Below are 25646 nucleotides of genomic sequence, written 5' to 3' on the forward strand. Positions count from 1 at the left end.
TCGCCCAGCTTGCCGCCGAATACAAGACCCACGCGGTATTTTGCGATTTCGCCGGCATCGCATCGCTCCCCAATGCGCGGCGCTGGCTTGACTCTCGGGAGCAGGGCCCCTATCTCAGCCTCGCTAGCACTCTACAGAGGTGAGTGCTAGCGCACTCGCCGTGAGGCCCGATCGGGCTCTCAGCCGCTTCTGTCATTCGATCAAGGAATTTAGACAATGGCAAAAACCAAGTTCCGTCCGCTCCACGACCGCGTTGTCGTCCGTCGTGTCGAGTCCGAAGAAAAAACAAAAGGCGGGATCATCATTCCGGATACCGCCAAGGAAAAGCCGCAGGAAGGCGAAATCATCGCCATCGGTTCCGGCATTCGCGATGAATCCGGCAAGCTCGTGCCGCTCGACGTCAAGGCAGGCGACCGCGTTCTGTTCGGCAAGTGGTCCGGCACCGAAATCAAGCTCGATGGCGAAGACCTTCTGATCATGAAGGAAAGCGACATCATGGGCGTTCTCGGCTGAGCCGAAGTTCCACCCTGTCCATCCAATCTGCCTCAACACGATGGGCCTCAGGCCCGGGAGTTAAGTTAAATGGCTGCTAAAGAAGTTAAATTCGGTCGTACCGCCCGCGAGAAAATGCTCCGCGGCGTCGACATCCTCGCCGATGCCGTGAAGGTGACGCTCGGTCCCAAGGGCCGCAACGTCATCATCGACAAGTCCTTCGGCGCTCCGCGCATCACCAAGGACGGCGTCACCGTCGCCAAGGAAATCGAACTGGAAGACAAGTTCGAGAACATGGGCGCGCAGATGGTGCGCGAAGTCGCCTCCAAGACCAACGACATCGCCGGCGACGGCACCACCACGGCAACCGTGCTGGCCCAGTCGATCGTCCGCGAAGGCGGCAAGGCCGTTGCCGCCGGCATGAACCCGATGGACCTGAAGCGCGGCATCGACCTGGCCGTGACCGAAGTCATCGCCAACCTTCAGAAGAAGGCCAAGAAGATCAAGACCTCGGCTGAAGTCGAACAGGTCGGCACGATCTCGGCCAATGGCGAAAGCCAGATCGGCAAGGACATTGCCGAAGCCATGCAGAAGGTCGGCAACGAGGGTGTCATCACCGTCGAGGAAGCCAAGACCGCCGAAAGCGAACTCGAAGTCGTCGAAGGCATGCAGTTCGACCGCGGCTACCTGTCGCCCTACTTCGTGACCAACCCCGACAAGATGGTCGCCGAACTCGACGACGTCTACATCCTTCTCCATGAGAAGAAGCTGTCGAACCTGCAGGCCATGCTGCCCGTGCTCGAAGCCGTGGTGCAGACCTCCAAGCCGCTGCTCATCATCTCGGAAGACGTTGAAGGCGAAGCCCTTGCAACGCTCGTGGTCAACAAGCTGCGTGGCGGCCTGAAGATCGCCGCCGTCAAGGCTCCGGGCTTCGGCGACCGCCGCAAGGCCATGCTCGAAGACATCGCCATCCTGACCGGCGGCCAGGTGATTTCCGAAGACATCGGCATCAAGCTCGAAAACGTGACCCTCGACATGCTGGGCCGCGCCAAGAAGGTGTCGATCACCAAGGAAACCACCACCATCGTCGATGGCGCTGGCAAGAAGAAGGAAATCGAAGGCCGGATCACCCAGATCAAGGCCCAGATCGAAGAAACTTCTTCGGACTACGATCGCGAAAAGCTGCAGGAACGCCTCGCCAAGCTCGCTGGTGGCGTCGCCATCATCCGCGTCGGCGGTGCAACCGAGACGGAAGTCAAGGAACGCAAGGATCGCGTCGACGACGCGCTCAACGCAACCCGCGCTGCCGTCCAGGAAGGCATCGTTGCCGGCGGCGGCACCGCGCTGCTGCGCGCTTCGGTCGCCATCACGGTCAAGGGCGCCAACGCCGACCAGGAAGCCGGCATCAACATCATCCGTCGTGCGCTGCAGTCTCCCTGCCGCCAGATCGCGACGAATGCCGGTGACGAAGCTTCCATCGTCGTGGGCAAGATCCTCGACCAGAAGAGCGACACCTACGGCTACAACGCCCAGACCGGTGAATATGGCGACATGATCACCATGGGCATCGTCGACCCGGTCAAGGTCGTCCGCACGGCTCTCCAGGACGCGGCCTCGATCGCCGGCCTGCTGATCACCACCGAAGCCATGATCGCCGAACTTCCGAAGAAGGACAACGGCGGCGGCGGCATGCCCGACATGGGCGGCATGGGCGGCATGGGCGGCATGATGTAACAGGGCGCAAGCCCTGGTACGGATGCGCTCCAGCACCCGGCCAACACCCTTTGCTGCGGGCCCGTGAAACGGCCCGGAGCGGGGTGTCGCAAAGAACAAGGGTGGTCTCGCGACCGCCCTTTTTGCTGTAGACTGACAGGACAGTCCTGTCCGGGCGGTATTTCGCCAAGGGGCATTGCAAAAACTAAAATTTCGAAATTAGTATTCCTTTAACCATTAACTGAAAATAAAGAGTAGGTTTAATGAAGAACGCATGCGGTATTTTAGATGCGTTTGCAAAACCCTGTGATTGCAAGACACAGACGCGGTGATGGACACTGATTGGCGGAAATCCGGTCCGGGCGCTCACTGGACAGATCCGACGATGCCTCCCCGCCGAACCGGAACGCGCATGATGTGCTCCGGGCACGCAGGGAACATTGACATGCTCGAATTCATCAGGCGCCGCCGAGGTGGACAGTGTTCAAGATTACGAAGGCAAACGACCTAGAGGGTTTTGGCACGCCGCCGAAAGGCTTCGTGATGCCGGACCTGGAGCTGGTTTCGCATTATTGCCGAATAGAGAGCTGGACGGCCAATCTTGCAACGGGCGTCTTTTTCATCGGCGCGGCGGCCCGGCACCATCACGGGCTTCCCGGGGACGGGGATTTCGGGCTGCTCAACCTGGTTCAGTGCTACGACGCGCAGGACCGGCAGAACGTGCTGGAACTCTACGAGGTCGCCGCCATGCGGCCATCGTCCTTCTGCTTTTCCACGACCATCGTCCAGGACGACGGCGGCCAGATCCCGGTCGTCTGCACCGGCGAATCCTCGAATTTCTCGGATGATGGCGGCGGCTCCATCAACGGCATCTTCATCTTCCCGACCTTCCGGCTGACCCAGAAAAAATCGCTTCACAATCAGTAAGCCCCTGCGGGGTTTGGCGGCAGCGGCCCCCGGCCGGTCCGTGGGCGAAAACAATCCCACCTCCCCGCTTTGCTTTGCCCGGCTCCGCTCCAGGTTACCCTGCAAGGGAGCACAGCGATGAACGAGCTCAAGCCTGAAAATGTGGCGGACTATCCGCGGCCGCCGGCGATCGAGGCCTTCGGCGGCCTGATCCTGGTGCGTTTCGCCGGGGTGGTGATTGCCGAAACCCGCGCGAGCTTTCGCATCCTCGAGACATTCCATCCGCCGACCTACTACCTGCCCGTCGCGGCATTCGCGCCCGGCGTGCTCAGGCCGTCCGCGGGACGGTCGACCCTGTGCGAGTGGAAGGGACAGGCCGGCTATTTCGATGTGACGTCAGGCGGTCGGGTGGCGGAACGGGCTGCCTGGAGCTACGCCGCGCCGAATGCCGCCTATGCCGCTATCAGGGATCATGTCGCGCTCTATGCCGAGCCGATGGACGAGGTGCTGGTGGCGGGCGAGCGAGTGCTGCCGCAACCGGGCAATTTCTACGGCGGCTGGGTGACGGCAAATATCTCGGGCCCCGTCAAGGGCGCGCCGGGAACCACACATTGGTGAATTTGTGAACGATACGTTCAGCATTGTTCAGGTTTCCTGACGCGGGAAATACCTGTAGATGTCCGCTCAGAATCAACAGGAGCGCCCCATGTCCACTCATATCCAGCTTCTCGTCGGCCGTGTGCTGATGAGCATCATCTTTATCATGTCCGGCTTCAGCAAGCTCGGCAGCGTCGAAGGCACCGCAGGTTACATCGCCAGCATGGGCGTTCCCGCCCCCGGCCTCACCGTCTGGCTGGTGATCGCGCTCGAGATCCTCGGCGGCATCGCCATTCTTTTAGGCTTCTTCACCCGCTACGCGGCCTGGGCCCTGGCCGCCTTCTGCGTCGCCTCGGGCTATCTCGGCCACTACCAGCCGGAAGACCAGATGCAGATGATCAGCTTCATGAAGAACCTCGCCATGGCGGGCGGCTTCCTGGCGCTGGCCGCGGCCGGCCCGGGCGCCTATTCGGTGGATGCCCGCCGCGGCTAAGACGCCTCGGCCGAAGCCTGTCCTTGAACCCGGCGTTGAAGAACGCCGGGTTTTTCGTGCGCCGGATCAGCGTGCGTCGGCAGCATCCCCGGCGCCCCCGGCGGAAGGCGCTGCGCCGAAATCGCGCGGCGCCCGGCCGAACAGCCTGGCGACGATCCAGATCGAGACGATGGCGAAGACGGTGATCGCCACTCCCTCGATGACCGGCGATCCGAAGTAGCCGCGGCCGCCGATCGCCATCATCATCAGCCCGATGGCGAGGCCGCTGGTAATGAGGACGCTGAGCATGGCGGGCGCGAATTCGCCGCGCAGGATCGCCGGATCCGGGTTGGCCGCGGCGATCCGGGCGAGAACGGCGAGCAGAACCAGTGACGACAGAAACACTGCCGATCCGATGGTGAATTCCATGATGAACCCCACACTTCAAAAATGTCGCTGCGGCGACCGTGGGTTCACTGCACTGCCCCCGCGCCGCAGGACGAGCCTGAACCGGTGGAGAGGCGGCTTCGTGGTTGGCGGAGCCATTCGGCAGTCGGCGGCGATCTGAAAAGGCCACAGACATGCGAAGGACGCGTTCAGGCCGGGTCTGTCCCGGATGCCCTGACATTGCCTCAACGCCGGAAAAAAACAAGCGGGCGGGCCGGGGGGCAAGAAAAATATCTTATGCCCGCACTCCCGGTGATCCGATCGCAAGACAGCCGCGTAAGAACTTGCATAAGCCGCAAGCGATGTCCCCCCGATCAGACATCCTTCGCCTTATCCGGTCGGCCGGGTCCCCGATCCCCTGCCGCCATAGCCGCCTCTTCGTGAGGCGGCTTTTTTTTGACCTCGGTGCCGGATCCGTTGCCGCCGCGCCCCGGTCAGCCTGCGGACCTGATCGCCTCGACCAGCGCCGCGACGCGGGGATCGTCCGCATGGGAGGGCTTGCGGGCGCGCACCAGGCAGGCCTCGGAGCGGAGGATCACGCCGTCCGACAGGATCCTGAGGTGGTTGGCCTGGAGCGTCGAGCCCGTGGTGGTGATGTCGACGATGATGTCGGCGGCGCCCGAGGCGGGCGCGCCCTCGGTGGCGCCGAGGCTTTCGACGATGCGATAGAGCTGGATGCCGTGGCGGGTGGAGAAGAAGTTCTGCGTCAGCCGCCAGTATTTGGTGGCAATCGTCAGCCGGCGGCCGTGGCGGGCGCGGAAATCGGCGGCCACGTCGCCCAAATCGGCCATGGTGTCGACATCCTTCCAGATGTCGGGCACGGCGACCACGACATCGGCATGGCCGAAGCCGAGCCGGGCGGTGATCTCGACGCGCTCATCGGGCCTGGGCAGGCTTTCGCGCACCAGGTCCTCGCCGGTCACGCCGAAATCCACAGTGCCGGCGCCGATCTCGCGGGCGATCTCGGAAGCCGAGAGGAAGGCCACCTCGACGCCGTCGATGCCCTCGAGGCGGCCGCGATAGCTGCGGTCGTTGCCGATCGCCGAGACGGTGAGCCCGGCGCGGTCGAAGGCGGCGACGGCGTCGTCCTTCATCCGCCCCTTGGACGGCAGCGCGATTGTCAGTGGCTCTGGGGTCAGCAGCTCGGGGGTCCTCGTCATCGGCCTGCCCTCACGGTTTCGATGCGGTCGAGCCAGAGCGAGAAGCCCACGGCGGGGATAGGTTCCTGCGCGCCGAGCAGCGTCATCAGCCGGTCGAAGCGGCCGCCGCCGGCGAGCACCAGCCCCGCCTCGCCCGCGGCGATCTCGAAGACGAGCCCGGTGTAGTAGTCGAGCGGACGGCCGAAGGCCGCGCGCCAGTGCATCTTCGCCAGATCCTCGCCGCGCTCCGTGAGCGCGTTGAGACGGGCTTCGAAACGGGTTTGCGCGGCGGCGATGTCGAGGCCGGCCTTACGGGCAAAGCCCGCCAGCGCGTCGGCCGCCCGGTCCAGTGTCACATCGAGCGCCAGGAACGCCCGCAGCGCATCGAGCGCCGCCGGCGACAGCCGGGTCGAGGCAAGGGCCTGCTTGTCCATCAGCCGCGCGGTGATCTCGGCCGGCGAGCGGCTGGCATGGGTGGAATAGCCGGTCGCCGCCATGACGCTTTCGATATGGGCCTCGAGCCCGCCGGCATCGCCGCTGGCGAGGAATCCGGCCACCGCGCCATCCGGCGCCGCGGAGCCTTCGGGACTGGCGAGCCGGGCGATCATGGCGCTCAGCGCCTGCTCGTTGCCGAAGGCGTGGATCAGCCGCTTCTGCCAGCCCGCGGGAAGGCCCAGGCCGGCGACGACCGCCTCGAACACCGACTGGTCGCCGAGCGTGATGGTGAGCGCGCGGCCCGGCGCGGAGCGGGCCAGCAGCACGCGGGCATCCGACACCGCGCGGGCGTCGGCGCGCGCCTCGTCGGGCTCTCCCAGATCCTCGACGCCGGCCTGGTAGAACTCGTTGGGCCCTTCCCGGCGCTGGCGGAACACCTGGCCGAGATAGGAGTAGCGCCGCGGCGTGGCCACGCCCTCGGCGATATGGGCGCGGCAGACCGGGATGGTGAATTCGGGCCTCAGGCACAGGCTCTCGCCGGTCTCGGATTCGGTCAGGAAGATGCGGCGGCGCAGGTCTTCGCCCGCCATGTCGAGAAACGGCTCGGCCGGCTGGATCACCGGAATGTCGACGCGCGGCGCCTCGAGTGAAACGAGCGCGCTGGCGAGATCGGCGGCGAAATCAGGGGCTCCGAACTGGGTCATGTCCCCTCTCTACTTCTGAACTGACAGATAGGATTGCACGTCACACATCCCGGGCATCGGTCGCCTGTTCGGCCAGAATGCGCTGCACCGTCACCACGAGGTCAGCCTCATCGACCAGGTGCTCGCCGGCCTTAGCCTCGCGCCATTCGGCGTTGTCGGTGATGGTCTCGGCGATGCGCTTGCCCTCGATCAGGTCCTTGACGATGAGCTTGCCCTCGGCCTTCTCGTTGCCGCCCTGGATGATGGCGATGGGCGCGCCGCGGCGGTCGGCATAGCGGAGCTGCTTGGGGAAGTCCTTGGGATTGCCCTGGAACAGCTCGACCGGGATGGCGGGGCCGCGCGGCTGGCCATTTGCATCGAGCGGGTTCAGGGCGGCGCGCAGCTCCTGCGCCATCTTCGCGTAGTCGCCGACGCGGTCGCGGTCCATGATGGTGACCAGGATCGGGCCCGAGGCCGCCTCGCCCGAGATCTTGCCGAGGTTCTTCAGCGCCGTCATCAACCGCGACACGCCGATGGAGAAGCCGGTGGCCGGCACCGGCTGGCCCATGAAGCGCGACACCAGCCCGTCATAGCGCCCGCCGCCGCCGACCGAGCCGAACTGCACCTTCTGGCCCTTCTCGTTGGTGACGTCGAACAGGAGCTCCGCCTCGAAGACCGGGCCGGTGTAATATTCGAGGCCGCGGACGACGGAGGGGTCTACCGAAACGCGACCGTCATCATAACCCGATGCACTGACAAGTTCTGCTATTATCCGTAGTTCTTCGATGCCATCGCCACCACTGCTGTTTGGGGCAACAAATTTAGAAAGCTCCTCAATAGCAGCAGACACCAGTTTAAGATTGCCAGAGTATCCCGAATTTTTGGAGTAGGCTTTGGCAAGCTTGGATATTTCCAAAGCCTGCGTAATGAAGCCAAGCATCCGTTCAACAGCAAAATCGTCCAATCCCGCACCCGGCGTAAAGTCCCCCTCGTCCACCTTGCCGCCATCCCAGCGGCCCGGACCGAGCAGCAACCTCACGCCCTCGATCCCGAACTTGTCGAGCTTGTCGATGGCGCGCAGCACCGTGAGCCGCTTGCCGGCGTTCTCCGCGCCGCCGAGGCCGATAGCTTCCATCACTCCGTCGAGCACCTTGCGGTTGTTGACCCGGATCACGTAGTCGCCGCGGGCGATGCCGAGCGCTTCCATGGTGTCGGCCATCATCATGCACATTTCGGCGTCCGCCGAGACGCCTGGGGCGCCGACGATGTCGGCGTCGAACTGCATGAACTGGCGGAACCGGCCCGGGCCGGGCTTCTCGTTGCGGAACACCCAGCCCGCGCGGTAGGTGCGGTAGGGAAGCTGGATGTCGTTGAAGTTCTCGGCCACGTGGCGCGCCAACGGCGCGGTCAGGTCGTAGCGCAGCGACAGCCACTGGTCGTCGTCGTCCTGGAAGGAGAACACGCCCTCGTTCGGCCGGTCCTGGTCGGGTAGGAATTTTCCGAGCGCGTCGGTGTATTCGACGAAGGGGGTCTCCACCGGCTCGAAGCCGAAGCGCTCATACACCTGGCGGATCTTGCCCATCATCGCATCCGTGGCGCGGATGTCGCCGGGGGAGCGGTCGGGGAAACCGCGCGCCAGCCGGGCTTTGAGCTTCTGGGGCTTCTTCTGCTTGGTGTCGGACATGGAAAAGGCCTGCGAAAGGAGAAACACTCGTGGCGCATCTCCTAACCGACAGGCCCATGGGCTGCAAGGCTTGGGTGATTCCGGCGGATCAAACGAGCGGGCCCGGCCGTTTCCGGCCAGGCCCTCCTCACCTATACTGAAGACCGATCCTGACGAAGCCTCAGTAATAGGGCGAGCGGCATTCCCTGCGCGGGCCGTGATACGGCTGGAACGTGTTGGACCGCACGTCGTAGGAGCGGTACTTGGCGCTGCACCACCGCACATGCTGGGGATTGGAGCTGCCGGGACGCACGATATTGTTGTTGTTCATCGCGCCGCCGATAATGGCGCCGAGCGCGAAGGCTGCCGGCGGGAACCAGTAGCCGTTGTATTCCCGATAGCCGCGGCGGTGATGCCGATAGCCGCGATGGCCATTGTAGTAGCCGTGATTGTTGTGGCGGTAGAAGCCGCGGTCGCGATGGCGGTAGATGCCGCGATACTTGTTGTTGTGACCCCGTCGCCACTCGCGTCCCTGGACCTGGACGAGCGGGCTGGTGATCTCGATGGCCGGCTTCTGCACCATCAGGGGCGCAGCGCCGGCCGGCGCAAGCGCCGCAATGCAGAACGACGCAGATATGACGGTCTTCATCAGTGTTTTCAGCATGAGACTCTCCTCGGATCTTAAATCCCTTCGGCGCTCAACGCTGCCCGGGACGGTTGGTTCCTTTCGGACTTGAAGATTTTCGACAGGCAATCGCGATTGCACTGCCGGTCGGTGGGGCACCGAAATGTCCGGCATCCCCTGCCGCGGTAAGCGCACTCAGCCGCCGACCCTGGTGTCGGCCGCGCCGCAGGCGTGGCGGACACCGTTGCCTTTCCCTTTCAAGGACTGGTTGGTGTCGCTCACCGGAAAATAGCCGATTCGAAATGAACGCCTGATGAGCCGCGCGTTCATGCTGCGTTCAGGTTCGCGTCGCAGGGCCATGACTGTGGAAATCGGCCTGCCGGATCGACACGCGGCGGCAACCGAGAGATAGGTGACGGTCTCGCCCCCGCCCTCCTGCGAAAGCGGTGCTGCCTTGCGCCTGGTTCTCATCACCACCCTGACCATGATCGCCTTTGCCGCCAATTCGGTGCTGGGGCGGATGGCGATCGGATCCGGCGCGGGCGAGGCCGGCGCGCCGCTGGTCGATCCGGCGAGCTATTCGGCCGTCAGGCTGGTGAGCGGCGCGCTGATGCTCTGGGCCCTGGTCGCCGCCAGCGGCGCCGGGGCGAGAGGCAAGGCGCGTGCCCGCTCCGGCTCCTGGGGGTCGGCCTTTGCGCTGTTTGCCTATGCGACGGCGTTCTCCTACGCCTATGTGGGCCTGGATACCGGCACCGGCGCGCTGATCCTGTTTGCCTGCGTTCAGGCGACGATGATCGGCTGGAGCCTGAAGGAAGGCGACCGGCCCTCGGCGCTCGCATGGCTGGGACTGGCGACGGCCTTCGGCGCCTTCGTCTGGCTGGTGTCGCCGGGGCTGGCTGCGCCGGACCCGCTGGCGGCCGCCGCCATGGCGCTGTCGGGCGTCGCCTGGGGCTTCTATTCGCTGCGCGGCCGGGGGTTGCCCGATCCGCTGAAGGCGACGGCCGACAATTTTCTCCGCTCCTCGGCCTTTGTCCTGCCGCTCGCCCTCGTCGTGCTCGCCGCGCGGCTGCCGGTACACGCGAGCCCGGCCGGCCTGACGCTCGCCGTGCTTTCGGGCGCGGTCACCTCCGGGCTCGGCTATGCGCTGTGGTACCGGGTGCTGCGGCAGGTCGGCGCGGCCCAGGGCGCCATCGTGCAACTGACCGTGCCGGTGATCGCGGCCTTCGGCGGCGCACTGCTGCTGGGCGAGGACTGGACGCTGCGGCTGATCCTTTCGTCGCTGCTCATTCTCGGCGGCGTCGCCGTGGCGATCCTCGCCAAGCAGCGGCGGGTCTGACCCGCTGCCCGGCCTTTCGCCAGGCCATTGCCTTGCCGGCGCGGGCCTCAGGCCCTGCCGCGCTTGCGCAGCTTGTAGGTCAGCGCGAGAGCGATGCAGTGGGACAGCGCGTCCCGGTCGACCGGCCTGCCGGCCTCGACGACAATCGCCCGGTTGCCCTCGAAGGCGAGGGCATCGGGATAGAGCGCGCGGAATTGCTCGACCAGATTTGTGTGGCAGATGAACATCAGCGCCACATCGCCGCCCGCGCGCGGCTGGATCCTGACCGAACTGCCGATGTTGGGCCGAGCGGGGGCAAAGCTCCGCTCGCCCCATTTGAGGCTTTGCTCGAGAGCACCCACGCCTTGCGTCCTGGCCGCCGTGTCGCGGATCAGCGCCTCGAGCTCGGCCGGGGTCATCAGGGCCGTGTCAGGGCCGCGCGCGCGGCCTCGACCTCGGCGCGGCAGCAGCAGCCTTCCAGGTGATCATTGACGAGGCCCATCGCCTGCATGAAGGCATAGACCGTGGTCGGGCCAACGAAGCTCCAGCCGCGCTTCTTGAGATCCTTCGAGATCCGGACGGAGACGGCGGTGGTCGGGTTGGCGGTCAGTGTGGCGTAGTCGACCGTCGCGGGACGCTCCGAGGCGTCGGGCTCATGGCTCCAGAAGTAGCGGGCGAGCGAGCCGAACTCGTCCACCATCTCGATGGCGCGGGCGGCATTGTTGATGGTCGAGACGATCTTGCCGCGGTGGCGGACGATCCCCTTGTCGGCGAGCAGCCGCTCGATGTCGGATTCGTCGAAGCGGGCGACCTTGTGGAAATCGAAACCGGCGAAGCCGGCGCGGAAGTTCTCGCGCTTGCGCAGGATCGTCAGCCACGACAGGCCGGACTGGAAGCCTTCCAGGCAGATCTTCTCGAACAGGCGGATATCGTCGGTGACCGGCCGGCCCCATTCGGTGTCGTGGTAGTGGAGGTAATCGGGCAGAGTGCCCGGCCAGAAACAGCGCGTGCGGCCATCCTCGGAGATGATCAGACCGTTGTCATGCGCCATCAGTGTGCTCCATCGTTCTGCCGTTTGGGTGTCTTAACCGGGAATCGGCGGCAATTAAGCGATCGTTCACCGCGTTTGGCAAGGCGGCGATAACCCTAAGAAGAGCTTTCCGGCCGAAGCCGCTTTTTATTGACGCCGATTCACCAATTGATTCCGACCCGCACCCCAGCATGGTCTTGGATGCAGGGCCGCTGCCCGCGAACAGGCGGTGGTGTCCTGCAAGAAATCAGACGAAAGGTATTGGGTCCGTCCGATGAAAAAGCTTGCTCTTCTCATGATGTCAGGCGCGGCGCTGAGCCTCGCTTCCCTTGCCGCGCCCGCCGGCGCCAGCGACCGCTATGGCCAGCGGCCGCCGGTGGTGCTGAGCCCCGACCTGTCCGCCCCCTGGGTGATGCAGCTCGGCGGCCAGGCGGCACCCCGCGGCGGAGTGGTCTACCGCACCCAGCCCCGGAGCGTCCGCACACCGGCCTACCAGGCGCGCACGCCGAGGGCCGAGACGCGCCGGGTGACGAATGCGGCGCTGGCCGCGCCGCGGCCGAAGCCGGCGCCGGTCCGCCAGATGGATCCGCAGTTCCTGCCGCAGACGGTGGCCTATGACGGCGACCAGAAGCCCGGCACCATCATCATCGATACCAGCCAGCGCTTCCTCTATTTCGTCGAGGGCAACGGCCAGGCGCGCCGCTACGGCGTCGGCGTCGGCAAGGAGGGCCATGCCTGGAGCGGCACCGAGCGGATCAGCCGCAAGGCGGAATGGCCCGACTGGCGACCGCCCGCGGAAATGATCAAGCGGGTGCGCGAGAAGGAAGGCCGGATCCTGCCGGTGCACATGGCCGGCGGCCCGGAAAACCCGCTTGGCGCCCGCGCGCTCTATCTCGGCTCGACGCTCTACCGCATCCACGGCACCAACCAGCCCTGGACCATCGGCAACGCGGTGTCCTCGGGCTGCATCAGGATGCGCAACGAGGATGTCACCGAGCTCTACGAGCGCGTGCAGGTGGGCGCCAAGGTCATCGTGATGTGATGGCGAAACGACGGGCCGGCCGGCTTTCCGGCCGCGCCAGCCCGGTCCGGCGGCGGCGCCGGCCCGGGTTTTTCACGTCCGGATCATAGACCCGTCCCGGTTTGCGCCCGACGCAAGGTTGATCCCGTGAAAATCAATGGTACCATTTGACACAATGGGCAAAAGATAAAAGAGGGGATTCCATGACCGTGCCACGCCTTTCCACCCGTTTCGCCATCCTGGCGGCAGGCGCCCTGGCGCTGCTGATCACGCCATCCCTGCCGGGCGCATCGGCGATGCCGCGGGGGCCCGCTCCGCAGGCCCAGACCGCGCTTCCGGTCGTGCTCGCGCAGGCGACGCAATCGAAGAAGCCGAAGCCGGAATTCTGGCGCAAGAAGGTGCGGCTGCAGACCAGCGAGAAGCCGGGCACCATCATCATCGATACCAACACCAAATATCTCTACTATGTCGAGGGCAACAACCGGGCGACGCGCTACGGCGTCGGCGTCGGCCGCGACGGCTTCGGCTGGTCGGGCACGGTGCAGGTCGGCCGCAAGGCGGAATGGCCCGACTGGCGCCCGCCGGCGTCGATGATCGCTCGCGAACGCGCCAAGGGCCGCATCCTGCCCGCGCACATGAAGGGCGGACCCAACAACCCGCTCGGCGCCCGCGCGCTCTATCTCTACAAGGGCGGCCGCGACACGATCTTCCGCATCCACGGCACCAACCAGCCCTGGACCATCGGCCAGAACATGTCGTCGGGCTGCATCCGGATGATGAACGAGGATGTGCAGCATCTCTACAGCCGCGCCGGCGTGGGCTCCAAGGTCATCGTGATCGGCCCCAACGGCAAGGGCGCGGAACGGCTCTACAGCGACCGCGGCATGGATTTGTTCGGCTCGCTGTTCGGCGGCTGAACCAGATCCTCGATCGGACGAGAGAGGCGGCGTTTGCGGACGCCGCCTTTTTTCTTGGGGAGCGCGCCCAGCCGGCAAGAAGCTATTCCGCGGCTTCGAGCGTCTTCGCCTTCCCCGCAGGCACCCCCTCCGGCCGTGTCCCGCCATAGACCCAGTCGAGAAGCTCGACCGTGTGGACGATCGGGATCTGGGTGCCGCCGGCGATCTGGGTGATGCAGCCGATATTGCCGGTGGCGATGAGATCGGGCCTGGTGCGCTCGATGTTCTTCACCTTGCGGTCGCGCAGCGTGCGGGCGATCTCGGGCTGCAGGATGTTGTAGACACCGGCCGAACCGCAGCACAGGTGACCCTCGGGCGGGTCCTTGACGACAAAGCCGGCCGCCTTCAGGAGCGCCTTGGGCTGCACCGTGATCTTCTGGCCGTGCTGCATGGAACAGGCCGAATGATAGGCCACGACCAGGCCCGCGCCGTTGACCGGTTCCGGCATCTCGAGCGTCGCCAGATATTCGGTGATGTCCTTGGCAAGCTCCGAGACCCGGGCGGCCTTGGCGGCATAGGCCGGGTCCTCGCGCAGCATGTAGCCGTAGTCCTTGATGGTGGTGCCGCAGCCCGAGGCGGTGATGATGATGGCGTCGAGGCCGCCATGCTCGATCTGGCGCGTCCAGGCATCGATATTGTTGCGCGCTGCATCGAGCGCGTCATGCTCGCGGCCCATGTGATGGACCAGCGAGCCGCAGCAGCCTTCGCCCTCGGGCACCACCACCTCGACGCCGATCCGGTTCAGGAGCCTGACCGTCGCCTCGTTGATGCCGGGCTTGAGCACGGGCTGGGCGCAGCCGGTGAGGATGGCGACACGGCCGCGCTTCTTGCCCGCGCCCGCATGCGTCCCGGGCCGGGCGAAGTCCGAAGCGCGGGGCACGGATGCCGGGGCGAGATCGAGCATCGCGGCCAGCGGCTTCAGGCCCGGCACGGTGCGGAACAGCGGCGCAAAGGGCCGGCCGAGCCGGGCGGCATGGAGCGAGGCCCGGAGCCGGCCCGGATAGGGCAGCACCAGGGCCAGGAGCGCGCGGGTGACGCGGTTCATCAGCGGCCGCTTGTAGGTCTTCTCGATGTGGACGCGGGCATGATCGACGAGATGCATGTAGTTCACGCCCGAGGGACAGGTGGTCATGCAGGAGAGGCACGACAGGCAGCGGTCGATATGGGTGACCACCTGCTTGTCGGCGGGCCGGTCGTTCTCCAGCATGTCCTTGATCAGGTAGATCCGCCCGCGCGGACTGTCGAGCTCGTTGCCGAGCGTCACATAGGTGGGGCACGTGGCGGTGCAGAAGCCGCAATGGACGCATTTCCTCAGGATCTTCTCGGATTCGGCGACCCCGGAATCGGCCAGTTGCTCGGCGGTGAAATTGGTCTGCATTGGTTACTTTTCTTCTGAGAACTGAAAGTTTATCGTGTATTTTACTAGCTTGAGTGTCGGAACCACTCGCGCCGCAGAGCGTGATCTTTTGTCGAATTCGTGCGCTACCAAGATGCCCCTAACCGTCCGATCTGGTTCTTCTTCAGCAAGATCACCCATGTAACCCAAAATCTGACCAATTGCGCGGCTGTCTGCTTTTCCAGCCTTTAACTCGACAACTACCAGTGATCCATCGACTTCATTATCGCAGGTCACATCGATAAATCCGGATAGAACAGATCGTTCGGCACCATCGTCAATTATCCGAAGATTTTTGTCTAAGCTTTGGATATTTTGCCTAATTGCCGCTTGCATATCCCTTTCTAACGAAAGTTTCTGAGAAATTACCTGTTCAGCTATTTCAACGGCTACCTCTTCCCTCGTATTTTCTTCATCTGAGGAAGCAAATTGTCCACGTTCCCATCCCGCCAAAAATTTCCGATACCGGACGACGGCATTCTTGTACGACTGCAAATTGTTTCGAATATTACCCTCAAAGCCAAGTTTCGATGGGTTCGGGAGAGAACGGCGTTCATCATCCGATGAGTATTGAAGCGAATCTATGATTGATTGCAACGTTCCGGCTTCAAAATGGTCATCCAGATCCCCGTATGCAGCCTCAACTTTCGACACCCGATGAATTTGGGCATTTACTGTGGCATCCGAATATTTTTGGTCTTCTAACCATTTGCGATAATTTTCCCTCATGTCGCAGTTCCCTTGGCTCTTTCACTCGGATCTTTGCACCCCGAAATGAATCCGCCACTCAGTTGGCGGGGACAACTATAAGAATGCTGGGCGCCGTCAGAGCAGCCAGCTCTGCGGATTGTCGATCGGCTCGTTGCGGCTAAGCTTCTGCAGCCCGATGATGGTGCGGATGATGACCCAGAGCGCGACCAGCAGCATCGTCAGCATGCCGATCAGCACCACCATCAGCAGGGCGCTGACGAAGGCGCCCAGGAGCCCGAGCCAGAAGGTGCGGATCGCCCAGGTGTAGTGGCTCTCGAGCCAGGCTTCCGACTTGCCGCGGTTGATGTGGGCCAGCACGATGCCGACGATACCGGAAATGCCGATGACGAAGCTCGCCAGATACAGGACGTAGATCACCTGCAGGTTGGTCTTGCCGGGCTCGAGCCAGCGATCGGTCTGGCGCGGTTGAGGGGCCTGGTCTTGATTGCTCATGGCATGCTCCTTTGCTTCCGAACAGAATCTGCGCGGCAGAACCTATCACATCGTGGCCGTCATGCGCCCGGGATTGAGAATGCCGCCGGGGTCGAACTGATCCTTGATCCGCCGCGCCAGCGCGTCAAGCGCCGGGGGTTGCGGTTCGAACACCGGCACCTCGGCGCGGGTGGCCGCATCGGCGCGGACCAGCGTCGCATGGCCGCCGCCGAGCGCCTTGACGTAGCGGCGGATCAGATCGGCCTCGGGCTCGGCTTCCATCTGCAGCCAGACCAGCCCGCCCTGCCAGTCGTAGAAGGCGTCGACCCCGGTCTGGAGCCTGAGCGCCGCGACCAACTGATGGCCCGCGCCCGGGGCCACGGACACCCGCCAGACGGGTTTTGTCCGGTGAAAGGTGAAGGGCTTCACATCCCTGATGTCGCGCCACAGCTCGCCGGAGACCTGCGCATCCAGCACCGAAACCTCGCCGCGACGGCGCATGTCCGCGACCAGCCGTTCGGCGCGAACCTCGACCGAGGGCGCGAGCCCTTCCAGCCGGAAAACCGTTGTCGCCTCGCTTTTGAGGATGTCGCCAAACCTGTAGGCGACACTCACCGGCAGATGCGCCGCGCCCGAGACCTCGACCGACATCGCCATGGCGGCCGCCATGGCTTCGGCGGCCTCGGCGTCGTTGAGGCCGGAAAGCGCGATGGTGACCGCGGTCTCCGGGCGCGGCAGCACCTTGAAGATGACCTCGCACAATACGCCCAGCGTGCCCCAGGAGCCCGCCAGCAGCTTGACCAGGTCGAGCCCGGTGACGTTCTTCATCACCCGGCCGCCACTCTTGACGACGGCGCCCGAGCCGTTGACGAAGCGCACGCCGAGCAGGCTGTCGCGCGCCGCACCTGCCGAAAGGCGCCGGGGACCGGAAATGTTGCCCGCGAACACGCCGCCGATCGTCGGTTCTCCATCAGCGCCGAGCAATGGCCGGTGATCCATCGGCTCGAAGGTCAGCATCTGGTTGTTGGCGGCCAGCGCCGCCTCGATCTCGGAGAGCGGCGTGCCCGCGCGGGCCGCCATGACCAGCTCCGACGGATCGTAATTGGTGATACCGGCGAGTTTCGCCAGCGACAGCGCGGAGGCAGCCTGCACCGGGCGGCCCAGGCCGGTGCGGGTGCCGCCGCCCCGGATTTCCATCGGCTGGCCCGCGGCATGATGCTCCTTAACGATGCGGGCGACGTCGTCCTCGGTCTCGGGATACAGGATCTCGGCCGCGCTCATGCCGCGGTCCTTCCGGCCGCAGCCGTCCCCGCCGCCATCCTTTCGGCATCTGCAAGCGCGCTCTGATGGCCCTCCTGGCCGCCGTTGCGGCCGTCGAGCGGAAACACCTTCGAGGGATTGAGGATCCATTTCGGATCGAAGGCGGCGCGCACCCGCATCTGCTGGGCGAGATCGGCGTCGGAATATTGATGACGCATCAGGTCGCGCTTCTCGATGCCCACGCCATGCTCGCCGGTCAGGCAGCCGCCGGCGTCGACGCAGAGCTTGAGGATGTCGTTGCCGGCCATTTCGGCCTTCAGGCTTTCCTCGGGATCATTGGCGTCGAACAGGATCAGCGGATGCATGTTGCCGTCGCCGGCATGAAACACGTTGGCGACGCGCAACCCGTAGCGCGCGACGATCTCGCTGGTCTTGCCGAGCACGTAGGAGAGCTGCCCGAGCGGCACGGTGCCGTCCATGCAGATGTAGTCGGCGATGCGGCCGGTGGCGCCGAAGGCGGACTTCCGGCCCTTCCAGATCAAGGCCGCCTCCGTCGCCGACTGGCTTTCCCTGATCGTCTTGACGCCATGGGTGCGGGCGATGGCGATGATGCGCTCCAGCATCGCATCCATCTCGGCGTCCGAGCCCTCGACCTCGACGATCAGCAGCGCCTCGACATCCATCGGGTAGCCGGCATGGGCGAAGGCCTCGCAGATCTCGATCGCCGGCTTGTCCATGAATTCGATCGCCACCGGGATGATGCCCGCGCCGATGATGTCGGTGACGCAGGCGCCGGCGGCAACCGAGCTTTCGAAGCCGAACAGCACCGGACGGGCGCCCTCGGGCTTGGCGATCAATCTCACGGTGGCCTCGGTGACGATGCCCAACTGGCCTTCCGAGCCGCAGATCAGGCCGAGCAGGTCGTAGCCCGCCGAATCGAGCGCCTTGCCGCCGATGTCGACGATCGAGCCGTCGAACATCACCATCCTCACGCCCATGAGATTGTTGGTGGTGACACCGTATTTCAGGCAATGGGCGCCGCCGGAATTCATGCCGATATTGCCGCCTATGGTGCAGGCGAGCTGCGAACTCGGGTCGGGCGCGTAAAAGAACCCGTCGGCGTCGACCGCCTGGCTGATGGAGATATTGGTGACGCCGGCCTGCACCCGTGCGGCGCGGTTGGGATAGTCCACCTCCAGGATGCGGTTCATCCGGGACACGCCGATGACGACCGCGTCCTCCTGCGGGATGGCGCCGCCCGAGAGCGACGTGCCCGCGCCGCGCGGGACGACGGGAATGGCATTGTCGTTGCAGTATTTCAGCACCGCGGCGACCTGAGCCGTGGTCTCCGGCAGCACAACAGCCAGCGGCATGCGCCGGTAGGAGACGAAGGCGTCGGTGTCAAACGGCATCAGCTCGCGCGCGTCGCTGATCAGGCAGGATTCGGGAAGCAACCGTGCGAGGTCGGCGATGATCGCGGGACGACGGCCGATGACCGCCTGATCCGGCTCGAGAAAGGCAATCAGCTCCGTCATCGGCTTCTCCTCGCACCGCGCGCCGCCTTCGCCGAGGCATGGCACGCATGTAATTGGTATTTTTTATTTACCACTTATCGAGGTTGGCGGCAATGCTGAATTCGCCGCCGGATTCCCCTCGGCTTGCCGCGATGGTGCTTCGCGACAATCCCGTCGCCGCGTTTTGTTTAGCGAAGTGATCCGGAACGCGGTAGCTTGCGTAGATATAGGATCACTTTTGTCAATGAGGGAAATGCTTTGCAATGAACAATCTCGGAGACCTGGAAATCTTTGCCCGAGTTGTCTCCGCTGGCTCGATGTCGGCGGCCGGACGGGAGCTGGGGCTGTCTCCTGCGGTGGTTTCCAAAAGGCTTCGACGGCTGGAAGACCGGCTTGGCACGCGGCTGATGCAGCGCACCACGCGGCAGATCTCCCTGACCGAGGCAGGGCAGGGATTTTACGAGCGGGTGGTGGCGATCCTCGCCGGCATCGAGGAGGCCGAGGCCTTCGTGTCGCGGCGATCGGCGCTGGCGCGCGGCGTGCTCAAGGTCTCCGCGCCGACCTCGTTCGGGCGCATGCATATCGCGCCCCACATCAACACCTTCATGCAGGCCAATCCGGATCTCGGCGTCAATCTGATGCTGCGCGACGAATTCGTCGATATCGTCGGCGATGGCTATGATCTGGCCATACGCATCGCCGAACTGAGTGATTCCAGCCTTGTCGCGCGCAAACTGGCCCCCGTGCGCCGGATTCTGGTCGCCTCGCCGGACTATCTCGAACGCCATGGAGAACCCAAGACCTTCGCGGATCTCGACCGGCACATCTGCCTGGCGCCGCACAACAACGACCCCTGGAAGCTCGAGGGGCCCGACGGCCAGATCCTTCACCGTCCGATCGGGCCGCTGCAGACCAATTCCAGCGAAGTGGTGCGTGAGGCGGTGATCGGCGGCGTCGGCATCGCCCTGCGTTCGACCTGGGACATCGGGGGGGAACTGGCCGACGGACGGCTGCTGCAGGTGCTCCCCGCCTATGAAGGCTCGCGCAACGTGGCCATTCACGCGGTCTATGCCAGCCGCCGGTTTCTGCCCGCCAAGGTCCGGCTCTTCATCGACTATCTCGCCGACCTTTACGGCCCCACCCCCTACTGGGAGAACCAGGCCGCCGATGGCGCCGGCCCTGCCCCTGCGTCCCTGAACAGCGCCTCGACCAGGGGCCCGCAAGCCGTCAAGACCGGCGACATCCGGACTTATTCCGGATCGTCCGACGCCGCCGAATAGGTCTCGGACGGGTCCCCGGCGGGCGGGCCCTTCCCGGCCTGGCCGAGTAAACACGACATAAATTGGATAAAAATATTGACCACCTTTCCCGCCCCTTGGTACGATCGCGCCTGAGGGGACCTGGAAGCGTCGATGGCCACGGATATTTTTGCACGGATTGAACACAGCCGGACTGCTGACGAAGTGGTCCATCAGATCGAGATCCTCGTGCTCGAGGGGATCCTGCGCGTGGGCGACCGGCTGCCGGGCGAACGCGAGCTCGCCAAGCAATTCGATGTGTCGCGGCCGATTCTGAGGGAAGCGCTCAAGGTCCTGGAAGGCCGCGGCCTGCTCACCACCCAGCATGGCGGCGGGACCTTCGTCGCCGACGTCATCGGCCAGGTCTTCACCAAGCCGGTGATGGAGCTGATCGCGCGGCACCAGAAGGCGACGCTCGATTATCTCGAATACCGGCGCGAGGTGGAAGGCGTCACCGCCGAATTCGCCGCCCATCGCGCCACCGAAGCCGACAAGGCGCTGCTGACCCGCATCATGACGGCGATGAAGGCCGCACACCAGAAGGACGATTTCGCGGAAGAAGCCTCCATCGACGTGGAGTTCCACAGCGCGGTCGGCGAGTGCGCGCACAACATCATCCTGTTGCACACATTGCGCTCCTGCTACAGGCTGCTGACCGAGGGCGTGTTCTACAACCGCGCCATGATCTACAATCTGCCCGGCGCGCGCGACCAGTTGCTGGACCAGCATCTGGCGATCTACCAGGCGGTGATGGCGGGAAATCCGGGCGCCGCCCGCCGCGCGGCGCAGGCGCATATCGATTTCGTCGCCAGGGCGATGACGGACGCCCAGCGCTCGGGCGACTGGGAACGGGTGTCCCAGTTGCGCCTGCAACAGCGCGCTCCCGATTTTTCGGGCAGCGGCAAGAAAGCCAAGCTGAAACAATCGGAGGCGGTAGATTGACGTCGAGTGAAACGAGGGTTGCCCGGCAGCCGCGTGTGGGACTTTTTGCGACCTGCCTGGTCGACCTCTTCCGTCCGTCGGTGGGGTTCGCCAGCGTCAAGCTGCTGCAGGATGCGGGCTGCGAGGTGCATGTGCCGGTGGCGCAGACCTGCTGCGGTCAGCCGACCTACAACACCGGCGACCGGGCCGACACGCGCGAGATCGCCGAACAGGTGATCGAGGCCTTCGAGGGATTCGATTTCATCGTCGCCCCGTCCGGGTCCTGCGCCGCGATGCTGAAGAAGCATTATCCGGGCCTGTTCAAGGGCAATGCTGACTGGGAAGACCGGGCGCAGCGGTTCTCCGACAAATGCCACGAGCTGGTCTCGTTTCTCGCCGACGTGATGATGGTGCGCGACACCGGGGCGGCGCTGAGCGCCAGGGTCACCTACCATGATTCCTGCTCGGGCCTGCGCGAGCTCGGCGTCCAGCAGCAGCCGCGCAAGCTGCTCGCCAATGTCGGCGGGCTGGAGCTGCATGAAATGAAGGATTCAGATGTCTGCTGCGGCTTCGGCGGCACCTTCTGCGTGAAATATTCGGACATTTCCAACGCCATCGTTACCAAGAAGGTCGGCAACATCGACGCGTCCGGGGCGGACATGCTGCTCGCCGGAGACGTCGGCTGCCTGATGAACATGGCCGGCAAGCTCAAGCGGCTGGGATCGGATGTCGAGGTTCGCCACGTGGCCGAGGTGCTCGCCGGCATGACCGATCAGCCGCCGATCGCCGGAAGCGGCAAATAGGCGGGACACAGGAGACAGCCGATGCAACTCGCCGCCAAACATTTCAAGGCAAGCGCCTCCAAGGCGCTTCTCGATGCCCAGCTGCAGAAGGCATTGGGCAATGTCGAGAAGGGCTTCATCGGCAAGCGCCAGAAGGCCGCCGACGCGCTGCCCGAATTCGATGCGCTCAGGGACAATGCCCGCGACATCAAGAATCACGTGCTCGCCCATCTCGACCTCTATCTCGAGGAATACGAGCGCAACGTGGTTGCCGCCGGCGGCCATGTGCACTGGGCGGAAACCGCCGAGGATGCGCGCCGCATCGTGCTCGACATCTGCCAGAAGGCGAACGCCCGCACGGTGACCAAGGGCAAGTCGATGATCACCGAGGAGATCGCGCTCAACGATCATTTGACGGCCAACGGCATCGAGCCGGTGGAGACCGATCTCGGCGAATACATCATCCAGCTTCGCGGCGAGTATCCGAGCCACATCATCGCCCCGGCGGTGCACCTGAACAAGGACCAGGTCGAGGGCGATTTCCGCCGGGTGCACACGCATCTGCCCGAAGGCCGAGACCTCTCCGAACCTGTGGCGCTTTTGAGCGAGGCGCGCGAAGTGCTGCGGAAGCGCTATTTCGCCGCCGATGTCGGCATCACCGGCGCCAATTTCCTGATCGCCGAGACCGGCACCTCGGTGATCGTCACCAATGAGGGCAATGGCGACCTCACCCAGACGCTGGGCAAGGTGCATGTCGTCGTCGCCTCGATCGAGAAGATCGTGCCGACGCTCGAGGACACCGCGCAGATCCTGCGCGTGCTGGCGCGCTCGGCGACCGGCCAGGACATGAGCGTCTACACCACCTTCTCGACCGGGCCGAAGCGCCCGGACGATCCGGACGGGCCGGGCGAGTATCACGTGGTGCTGCTCGACAATGGCCGGTCCGCCATGCTCGGCACCGAGTACCAGGACATGCTGCGCTGCATCCGCTGCGGCGCCTGCATGAACCATTGCCCGGTCTACCACGCGGTGGGCGGCCACGCCTATGGCTCAGTCTATCCCGGGCCGATGGGCGCGGTGCTGACGCCGTCGCTCAACGGCATCGAGGAAACCGGCCAATTGCCCAATGCCTCCACCTTCTGCGGCCGCTGCGAGGCGGTGTGCCCGATGCGCATTCCGCTGCCCAAGATGATGCGGCACTGGCGCGAGCGGGAATTCGAGCGCAACCTGACGCCGCTGACATCGCGCTACGGCATCAGGGCCTGGGCGTTCTTCGCCAAGCGGCCGCGGCTCTACCGCCTGGCGGTGTCGTTCGGCATGCCGGTGCTGTCGCTGCTCGGCGGCAAATCGCGACGCCTGCACAGCCTGCCCTTCGCCGGCGGCTGGACCCGCCACCGCGACCTGCCCGCGCCCGAGGGGCGGACCTTCCTGCAGGAATGGGCGCAGCGCGAAGCGCTCAAGCAGGGATCAGGACATTGAGCGGGCGCGACACCGTGCTGGGCAAGATCCGCGCTTCCATGCGGGTCTCGGGCCCGGATGCCGAACGCAAGGCGGCCGTCGCCTCCCGCCTCAGGGACACGCCCACCGGTGTCATTCCGGCGCGCGCCGATCTTCCGGCAGCCGGACAGCAGGAGCTGTTCTGCGCCATGGCCGCGCAATTCGGCGCGAGCGTGGCGCGGGTGAACGACTACCGGGAGGTGGCCGCCGAGGTCAGCGCCTATCTGCGCGCGCACAATCTGCCGGCCGAGATCCGCATCGGCGCGGACCCGCGTCTCAAGGACGCCGGATGGGATTTGGAGAAAAATCTCGAGCTGCGGCACGGCGCCTCGGACGGCGGCGACCTGGCCGGCGTCAGCCACGCGATGGCGGGGATCGCGGAAACCGGGACGCTGGCGCTGCTGTCGGGTCCCGACAATCCGACCACCATCAATTTCCTGCCCGAACACCACATCGTCGTGCTCAGGGAATCGGACATCAAGGGCGACATGGAAAGCGTCTGGGCGATGCTGCGCGAGCAGAAGGGCAAGGGCGTGATGCCGCGCGCGCTGAACCTGGTGACCGGGCCGTCGCGCTCGGGCGACATCGAGCAGACCATCATCCTGGGCGCCCATGGCCCGAGGGCGCTGCATATCGTCGTCGTCGCCTGACGCCGGTCGCGCTCACAGGGAGCCGTTCGGGCGATCACATCCCTGCATGAACTCACGGTTCTGAAGCGGCGTTTGCGAATCCGACAGGATGTGCTGCGTTTCAGGTCGGCCCCGGGCCTTCCAGACGCGCGGAGGTGTCCTCACGCTCCTGCCGGCTCGCCTTGCGCGCAAAGGCTTCGGCCCAGCCGGGGGAGAGCCGGGGCAATCGGGCGAGCGCGGATGCTGCATCCCGGTCCAGCGTCGCGCCGAGGCGGGCGCCCGTGACCCGCTCAACGGTCCAGCCGGGATTGGGGCACTCCATGCGCTCGATGGTGTCGCCGATCCCGACGGTGCCGGGCTCCAGCACCCGGTAATACCAGCCGGTGCGCCCGGTTTCCTGGAAAAGCGCGGCCATCTTGCCCACACCCGTATGGGCGTTGAGCTTCCAGCAGGGCTGCCGCCCCTGGGAGACTTCCACGACGGCCGTGCCGAGCCTCAGGACATCGCCGATGCACAGGTCGGCCTCGGTGATCCCGATCGTCGCGATGTTCTCGCCGAACCGGCCCGGTTCGAAATCCTCGGCAACAGGCCCGAGTTCGGAGCGCCAGGACGCGTAGTGATCGGCCGCATAATGATGCACCGCCTTTTCGCGGCCGCCATGGACCTTCAGATCCGCCTGAGCATCCTTTTCAAACCCCTTCCACCCCAGCTTCTGGGGACTGTCGGCAGGCTGCTTGGCGATGGCGGAGGCGGGTTTGTCCGGCCAGGGCTGGCTGACCTGTCCGATATAGAGTCCGACGACCCGCGCGCTGATCCTGGGAGAGCTGTTCATTCTGCTGGCGTAGCGAAACGGAGCGGTTCCGGCAATAGGCGGATTACGACCCGAAGACGTTCTGGTGGCGGCGCACCGGACTTCGCTCCGGCCGTAGTTTCCGCCGCAGCCAGGCGTATTGACCTGAGATAGATTTTGCGGCTCTTTCAGAAGCGGACCAACATTGGATTTCTTGCCATGCCCGTTTCGATCGAACATTTCGCCGCCTTCGTGGTGGCCAGCGTCATTCTCCTGGTGATTCCCGGCCCGACCATCATCATGGTCATCACCCAGGCGCTGGCGCATGGGCGCAGGATCGCCTTTGCAAGCGTGCTCGGCGTCGGGCTTGGCGACCTGGTGGCGACGTCGCTGTCGATCGCCGGCGCAGGCGCGCTGCTGGCGGCGTCCGCTTCGCTGTTCCAGGTGCTGAAATTCGTCGGCGCCGCCTATCTGATCTGGATCGGCTACAAGATGTGGCGGTCGCCGGCGCAGATCCCCGACATGACGGAGGCCGATATTCCGGACGCGTCGGGCAGGCCGGGGGTGATCTTCCGCGATTCGTTCCTCATCACCGCGCTCAACCCCAAGGGCATCCTGTTCTTCGTGGCCTTCGTGCCGCAATTCATCGATCCCGCGGTCCCCTATTCGCCGCAGGCGGCGATCTATGTGATCACCTTCACCCTGCTCGGCATCGCCAATGCCGCGATGTTCGCCTTGGTCGCCGCCGGCGCGCGGCAGACCATCCGCCGGCCGCGGGTGATGAGGGCCGCCATGCGCACCGGCGGATCCTTGCTGATGATGGCCGGCATTGCCGCCGCGCTGACCCGGCGCGCGGCCTGAACCGGCCCCGGCCGATCCCCGC

The 25646-nt window shown here is 65.0% G+C and carries 28 protein-coding genes; 14 read left to right on the forward strand and 14 right to left on the reverse strand.

Going from position 1 to position 25646, the window contains the following annotated elements; genetic code table 11:
• Positions 1-216: 216 nt before the first annotated feature.
• From groES to LL06_RS15455, 5 genes are all read left to right on the forward strand, one after another.
• On the forward strand, positions 217-513 hold the full coding sequence (gene groES / locus LL06_RS15435; protein ID WP_035528712.1) for a co-chaperone GroES: 297 nt from the start codon (positions 217-219) through the stop codon (positions 511-513).
• A 69-nt stretch (positions 514-582) separates the two neighbouring features.
• A complete protein-coding gene (gene groL, locus LL06_RS15440; protein WP_035528714.1) occupies positions 583-2226 on the forward strand; it encodes a chaperonin GroEL in 1644 nt (547 codons plus the stop codon).
• Between the two features lie 522 nt (positions 2227-2748).
• Positions 2749-3132, forward strand: a complete 384-nt coding sequence (locus tag LL06_RS15445; RefSeq protein WP_152599634.1) for a hypothetical protein — start codon at positions 2749-2751, stop codon at positions 3130-3132.
• Positions 3133-3249: 117 nt separating this feature from the next.
• The gene (locus LL06_RS15450) at positions 3250-3729 is read left to right on the forward strand and encodes a DUF427 domain-containing protein (RefSeq protein WP_035528717.1); all 480 of its coding nucleotides are present in this window, start codon (positions 3250-3252) and stop codon (positions 3727-3729) included.
• A gap of 88 nt (positions 3730-3817) precedes the next feature.
• Positions 3818-4201, forward strand: coding sequence for a DoxX family protein (locus LL06_RS15455; protein ID WP_052161619.1), 384 nt, complete (start codon positions 3818-3820; stop codon positions 4199-4201).
• A gap of 66 nt (positions 4202-4267) precedes the next feature.
• On the opposite strand, the gene LL06_RS15460 is transcribed toward LL06_RS15455, so the two are convergent.
• From LL06_RS15460 to LL06_RS28415, 6 genes are all read right to left on the reverse strand, one after another.
• The gene (locus LL06_RS15460; protein WP_035528733.1) at positions 4268-4609 is read right to left on the reverse strand and encodes a hypothetical protein; all 342 of its coding nucleotides are present in this window, start codon (positions 4607-4609) and stop codon (positions 4268-4270) included.
• 452 nt (positions 4610-5061) lie between these two features.
• The gene (hisG, locus tag LL06_RS15465) at positions 5062-5787 is read right to left on the reverse strand and encodes an ATP phosphoribosyltransferase (protein WP_052161620.1); all 726 of its coding nucleotides are present in this window, start codon (positions 5785-5787) and stop codon (positions 5062-5064) included.
• Positions 5784-6905, reverse strand: coding sequence for an ATP phosphoribosyltransferase regulatory subunit (locus tag LL06_RS15470; RefSeq protein ID WP_035528737.1), 1122 nt, complete (start codon positions 6903-6905; stop codon positions 5784-5786). The genes hisG and LL06_RS15470 overlap by 4 nt, the downstream gene beginning before the upstream one ends.
• Before the next feature lie 40 nt (positions 6906-6945).
• Entirely contained in the window at positions 6946-8568 is a 1623-nt protein-coding gene (hisS, locus tag LL06_RS15475) for a histidine--tRNA ligase (RefSeq protein ID WP_035528828.1), read from the reverse strand.
• A 160-nt stretch (positions 8569-8728) separates the two neighbouring features.
• Positions 8729-9211, reverse strand: a complete 483-nt coding sequence (locus tag LL06_RS15480) for a BA14K family protein (protein WP_035528739.1) — start codon at positions 9209-9211, stop codon at positions 8729-8731.
• A 156-nt stretch (positions 9212-9367) separates the two neighbouring features.
• The gene (locus LL06_RS28415) at positions 9368-9502 is read right to left on the reverse strand and encodes a hypothetical protein (RefSeq protein ID WP_280114115.1); all 135 of its coding nucleotides are present in this window, start codon (positions 9500-9502) and stop codon (positions 9368-9370) included.
• Between the two features lie 82 nt (positions 9503-9584).
• Between LL06_RS28415 and LL06_RS15485 the strand changes: the two genes are divergently transcribed.
• Positions 9585-10508 carry a DMT family transporter gene (locus LL06_RS15485; protein WP_244447153.1) on the forward strand — a complete coding sequence of 308 codons (924 nt, stop codon included), beginning with the start codon at positions 9585-9587 and terminating at the stop codon, positions 10506-10508.
• 47 nt (positions 10509-10555) lie between these two features.
• Here the strand turns inward: LL06_RS15485 and LL06_RS15490 are convergent, their stop codons facing one another.
• Positions 10556-10906, reverse strand: coding sequence for a hypothetical protein (locus LL06_RS15490; RefSeq protein ID WP_052161621.1), 351 nt, complete (start codon positions 10904-10906; stop codon positions 10556-10558).
• Complete coding sequence (locus LL06_RS15495) at positions 10906-11538, reverse strand: DNA-3-methyladenine glycosylase I (RefSeq protein ID WP_035528749.1); 633 nt, start codon at positions 11536-11538, stop codon at positions 10906-10908. The genes LL06_RS15490 and LL06_RS15495 overlap by 1 nt, the downstream gene beginning before the upstream one ends.
• 253 nt (positions 11539-11791) lie before the next feature.
• Between LL06_RS15495 and LL06_RS15500 the strand changes: the two genes are divergently transcribed.
• Positions 11792-12559, forward strand: a complete 768-nt coding sequence (locus LL06_RS15500) for a L,D-transpeptidase (RefSeq protein ID WP_035528752.1) — start codon at positions 11792-11794, stop codon at positions 12557-12559.
• 275 nt (positions 12560-12834) lie between these two features.
• Positions 12835-13455: a L,D-transpeptidase gene (locus LL06_RS15505; protein WP_152599636.1), complete on the forward strand. Its 621-nt coding sequence runs from the start codon at positions 12835-12837 to the stop codon at positions 13453-13455.
• Positions 13456-13537: 82 nt separating this feature from the next.
• Here LL06_RS15505 and glcF read toward each other — a convergent pair whose 3' ends face one another.
• The 5 genes from glcF to LL06_RS15525 all read right to left on the reverse strand — a co-directional run bounded on the left by glcF (position 13538) and on the right by LL06_RS15525 (position 18867).
• A complete protein-coding gene (gene glcF / locus LL06_RS15510; RefSeq protein ID WP_035528758.1) occupies positions 13538-14872 on the reverse strand; it encodes a glycolate oxidase subunit GlcF in 1335 nt (444 codons plus the stop codon).
• Positions 14873-14875: 3 nt separating this feature from the next.
• Positions 14876-15619 carry an endonuclease NucS domain-containing protein gene (locus tag LL06_RS26910; protein ID WP_081964005.1) on the reverse strand — a complete coding sequence of 248 codons (744 nt, stop codon included), beginning with the start codon at positions 15617-15619 and terminating at the stop codon, positions 14876-14878.
• A 96-nt stretch (positions 15620-15715) separates the two neighbouring features.
• Positions 15716-16093 (reverse strand): membrane protein, encoded by a 378-nt coding sequence (locus LL06_RS15515; RefSeq protein WP_035528761.1) that lies wholly within the window; start codon positions 16091-16093, stop codon positions 15716-15718.
• Between the two features lie 45 nt (positions 16094-16138).
• Positions 16139-17353, reverse strand: a complete 1215-nt coding sequence (gene glcE / locus LL06_RS15520) for a glycolate oxidase subunit GlcE (protein WP_035528763.1) — start codon at positions 17351-17353, stop codon at positions 16139-16141.
• Positions 17350-18867 (reverse strand): FAD-linked oxidase C-terminal domain-containing protein, encoded by a 1518-nt coding sequence (locus tag LL06_RS15525; protein ID WP_035528765.1) that lies wholly within the window; start codon positions 18865-18867, stop codon positions 17350-17352. Before LL06_RS15525 ends, glcE begins: the two co-directional genes overlap by 4 nt.
• A 242-nt stretch (positions 18868-19109) precedes the next feature.
• Here LL06_RS15525 and LL06_RS15530 point away from each other — a divergent pair, with 242 nt between their 5' ends.
• The 5 genes from LL06_RS15530 to LL06_RS15550 all read left to right on the forward strand — a co-directional run bounded on the left by LL06_RS15530 (position 19110) and on the right by LL06_RS15550 (position 23994).
• Complete coding sequence (locus tag LL06_RS15530; protein ID WP_035528767.1) at positions 19110-20126, forward strand: LysR family transcriptional regulator; 1017 nt, start codon at positions 19110-19112, stop codon at positions 20124-20126.
• Positions 20127-20258: 132 nt separating this feature from the next.
• Positions 20259-21086 carry an FCD domain-containing protein gene (locus LL06_RS15535; RefSeq protein ID WP_035528770.1) on the forward strand — a complete coding sequence of 276 codons (828 nt, stop codon included), beginning with the start codon at positions 20259-20261 and terminating at the stop codon, positions 21084-21086.
• A gap of 35 nt (positions 21087-21121) precedes the next feature.
• Positions 21122-21868 carry a (Fe-S)-binding protein gene (locus tag LL06_RS15540; RefSeq protein ID WP_035528773.1) on the forward strand — a complete coding sequence of 249 codons (747 nt, stop codon included), beginning with the start codon at positions 21122-21124 and terminating at the stop codon, positions 21866-21868.
• Positions 21869-21889: 21 nt separating this feature from the next.
• The gene (locus LL06_RS15545; protein ID WP_035528776.1) at positions 21890-23326 is read left to right on the forward strand and encodes a LutB/LldF family L-lactate oxidation iron-sulfur protein; all 1437 of its coding nucleotides are present in this window, start codon (positions 21890-21892) and stop codon (positions 23324-23326) included.
• On the forward strand, positions 23323-23994 hold the full coding sequence (locus tag LL06_RS15550; RefSeq protein WP_035528779.1) for an LUD domain-containing protein: 672 nt from the start codon (positions 23323-23325) through the stop codon (positions 23992-23994). Before LL06_RS15545 ends, LL06_RS15550 begins: the two co-directional genes overlap by 4 nt.
• A gap of 100 nt (positions 23995-24094) precedes the next feature.
• Here LL06_RS15550 and LL06_RS15555 read toward each other — a convergent pair whose 3' ends face one another.
• Positions 24095-25003, reverse strand: coding sequence for an MOSC domain-containing protein (locus tag LL06_RS15555; RefSeq protein ID WP_244447154.1), 909 nt, complete (start codon positions 25001-25003; stop codon positions 24095-24097).
• On the opposite strand from LL06_RS15555, the gene LL06_RS15560 reads away from it, so the two are divergent.
• On the forward strand, positions 24983-25624 hold the full coding sequence (locus LL06_RS15560) for a LysE family translocator (protein WP_035528831.1): 642 nt from the start codon (positions 24983-24985) through the stop codon (positions 25622-25624). The genes LL06_RS15555 and LL06_RS15560 overlap by 21 nt on opposite strands.
• The last annotated feature ends 22 nt before the right edge of the window (positions 25625-25646 follow it).

The sequence above is a fragment of the Hoeflea sp. BAL378 genome (genome assembly GCF_000759435.1).
Lineage (GTDB): Bacteria > Pseudomonadota > Alphaproteobacteria > Rhizobiales > Rhizobiaceae > Hoeflea.